Below are 3131 nucleotides of genomic sequence, written 5' to 3'. Positions count from 1 at the left end.
GATGAGGGCGTCACCTTCAACCTTAAAGGTGACTGACCCACCGCCATCGCTGGCAAGCCAGCTCCCACAGGGTGTTGCGGCGATTCGACCGGGGCAGCACTTACAGGCTTGCAATCCACTTAAGCCCGGCCACATTGGCCAGGCACACGACACCTGTTGGGAGTTTCACATGGCAAACGCCTCCAGCACTTACCGCAAGGCACTCGAAGGTCATCAGCAACCGAAAAAGGTGCTGGTGAAAGTCGATCGTGTCACCAAGAAGTTCGACGAAACCGTGGCCGTGGACGATGTGTCCCTGGAGATCCATCAGGGCGAAATCTTCGCGCTGCTGGGCGGTTCCGGTTCGGGCAAATCGACTCTGCTGCGCATGCTCGCAGGTTTCGAGCGGCCGACCGAGGGGCGGATTCTGCTCGATGGCGTGGACATCACCGACATGCCGCCGTACGAGCGGCCGATCAACATGATGTTCCAGTCCTACGCGCTGTTCCCGCACATGACCGTGGCACAGAACATCGCCTTCGGCCTCAAACAGGACCGTTTGCCGGCCAGCGAAATCGATGCCCGCGTCGAAGAAATGCTGCGTCTGGTGCACATGACCCAATACGCCAAACGCCGCCCGCACCAGTTGTCCGGCGGCCAGCGGCAGCGCGTCGCCCTCGCCCGCTCGCTGGCCAAGCGGCCGAAACTGTTGCTGCTCGACGAGCCGATGGGTGCGCTGGATAAAAAGCTGCGTTCGCAGATGCAGCTGGAGTTGGTGGAGATCATCGAGCGCGTCGGCGTGACTTGCGTGATGGTGACCCACGACCAGGAAGAAGCCATGACCATGGCCCAGCGCATCGCGATCATGCACCTGGGCTGGATCGCGCAGATCGGCAGCCCGGTGGACATTTATGAAGCGCCGGTCAGCCGCATGGTCTGCGAATTCATCGGTAACGTGAACGCTTTCGACGGCACCGTGGTGGAAGATCTCGAAGGCCACGCGATCATTCACAGCCCCGACTTGCAGCAGAAGATCTATGTCGGTCACGGCGTCAGCACCTCGGTGCAGGACAAGTCGATCACCTACGCCATCCGCCCGGAAAAAATGCTCGTCAGCACCACCCAACCGGAGTTCCGCTACAACTGGTCCGAAGGCAAGGTCCACGACATCGCTTACCTCGGCGGCCACTCTGTGTTTTACGTCGAGCTGCCCGGCGGCAAGATCGTCCAGTCGTTCATGGCCAATGCCGAACGCCGTGGCGCGCGGCCAACCTGGGACGACAAGGTCTACGTCTGGTGGGAAGATGACAGCGGCGTGGTGCTGCGCTCATGAGAACTTTCAATCAGCAATTCTTGCGCCTGGTGCCCAGCGGACGAAAACTGGTGATCGGCATTCCGTTCATCTGGCTGTTCCTGTTCTTCATGCTGCCGTTCTTTCTGGTGATGAAGATCAGCTTCTCGGAAGCCGCGCTGTCGATCCCGCCGTATTCGGAGATCTACACCTTCGCCGAACAGAAATTCCAGCTGCTGCTGAACATCGGCAACTACACCCTGCTCGGCGAAGACGAGCTGTACCTGTCGGCGTATCTCGGCTCGCTGAAGGTCGCGGCACTGAGCACGCTGATGTGCCTGGTGATCGGTTTCCCGATGGCCTACGCGATCACCAAGACCGGCAAGGAAACGCAAAACGTCCTGCTGCTGTTGATCATGATGCCGACCTGGACGGCGATCCTGATCCGCGTGTATGCGTGGATGGGCATCCTCAGCAACAACGGTCTGCTCAACGGGTTCCTGATGTGGACCGGGCTCACCGATCACCCGATCGAGATCCTCAACACCAACACTGCGGTGTACATCGGCGTGGTCTATGCCTATCTGCCGTTCATGGTGCTGCCGCTCTACGCCAACCTGGTCAAGCACGACAACAGCCTGCTGGAAGCCGCGCAGGATCTGGGTTCGAGCAACTTCAACAACTTTTGGAAAATCACCGTGCCGCTGGCCAAGAACGGCATCATTGCCGGCTGCATGCTGGTGTTCATTCCGGTAGTTGGCGAGTTCGTGATCCCGGAACTGCTGGGTGGCCCGGAGACGCTGATGATCGGTCGCGTGCTGTGGCAGGAGTTCTTCAATAACCGCGACTGGCCGGTGGCTTCCGCGCTGGCGGTGGTGATGCTGTTGATCCTGATTGTGCCGATTCTGCTGTTCAACCGCAGCCAGGCCAAAGAGATGGAGGCACGGGGATGAAACGCTTCAACTTTTCCAAATTCATGCTGATCTTCGGCTTGATGTTCATTTATCTGCCGATGCTGATTCTGGTGATCTACTCGTTCAACGCCTCGAAACTGGTGACGGTGTGGGGCGGCTGGTCGATCAAGTGGTATGTCGGCCTGCTCGACAACACGCAACTGATGGGCTCGGTGGTGCGCTCGCTGGAAATCGCCTGCTACACCGCGATTGCCGCTGTGGCACTGGGCACCCTCGCCGCCTTCGTCCTGACGCGGGTGACGCGCTTCAAGGGTCGCACGCTGTTTGGTGGCCTGGTGACCGCGCCGTTGGTGATGCCGGAAGTGATTACCGGTCTGTCGCTGTTGCTGCTGTTCGTGGCGATGGCGCAGCTGATCGGCTGGCCGCAGGAGCGCGGCATCGTCACCATCTGGATCGCCCACACCACCTTTTGTGCCGCTTATGTGGCGGTGGTAGTCTCCGCGCGCCTGCGGGAACTGGATCTGTCGATCGAAGAAGCGGCGATGGACCTCGGCGCGAAACCGTTCAAGGTGTTTTTCCTCATCACCATTCCCATGATCGCGCCGTCGCTGGCCGCCGGCGGGATGATGTCGTTTGCCTTGTCGCTGGATGATCTGGTGCTGGCGAGTTTTGTCTCCGGGCCGGGCTCGACCACGCTACCGATGGAAGTGTTCTCGGCGGTGCGTCTGGGCGTGAAACCCGAGATCAACGCTGTGGCCAGCCTGATTCTGCTGGCAGTGTCGCTGGTGACTTTCCTCGTCTGGTATTTCGGCCGCAAGGCAGAGGCCAACCGCAAACGGGCGATTCAGGAAGCGATGGATCAGACCGCAAATGAGTCGTGGCAACAGCCGGCAGCGGCGACTGCCTGAGCAACACCGATGAACCACTGGGGCGAGGGGATTTATCCC

Annotated in this window: 3 protein-coding genes; all 3 read left to right on the top strand. The window is 60.0% G+C overall.

Annotated elements, in window-relative coordinates; genetic code table 11:
* Positions 1-169: 169 nt before the first annotated feature.
* Genes F8N49_RS26815 through F8N49_RS26805 form a run of 3 tightly spaced genes read left to right on the top strand, consistent with a single transcriptional unit; the run spans position 170 to position 3092 of the window.
* Positions 170-1312 carry an ABC transporter ATP-binding protein gene (locus F8N49_RS26815; protein ID WP_039763289.1) on the top strand — a complete coding sequence of 381 codons (1143 nt, stop codon included), beginning with the start codon at positions 170-172 and terminating at the stop codon, positions 1310-1312.
* Entirely contained in the window at positions 1309-2223 is a 915-nt protein-coding gene (locus tag F8N49_RS26810) for an ABC transporter permease subunit (protein ID WP_024013334.1), read from the top strand. Before F8N49_RS26815 ends, F8N49_RS26810 begins: the two co-directional genes overlap by 4 nt.
* Positions 2220-3092 (top strand): ABC transporter permease subunit, encoded by an 873-nt coding sequence (locus F8N49_RS26805; RefSeq protein ID WP_071172836.1) that lies wholly within the window; start codon positions 2220-2222, stop codon positions 3090-3092. The genes F8N49_RS26810 and F8N49_RS26805 overlap by 4 nt, the downstream gene beginning before the upstream one ends.
* Positions 3093-3131: the final 39 nt, after the last annotated feature.

This window comes from Pseudomonas sp. GXM4, from assembly GCF_008923895.1.
Lineage (GTDB): Bacteria > Pseudomonadota > Gammaproteobacteria > Pseudomonadales > Pseudomonadaceae > Aquipseudomonas > Aquipseudomonas atacamensis.
The sequence above is the reverse complement of the archived record's forward strand: the minus strand, read 5'-3'. Positions and strand labels throughout refer to the sequence as shown.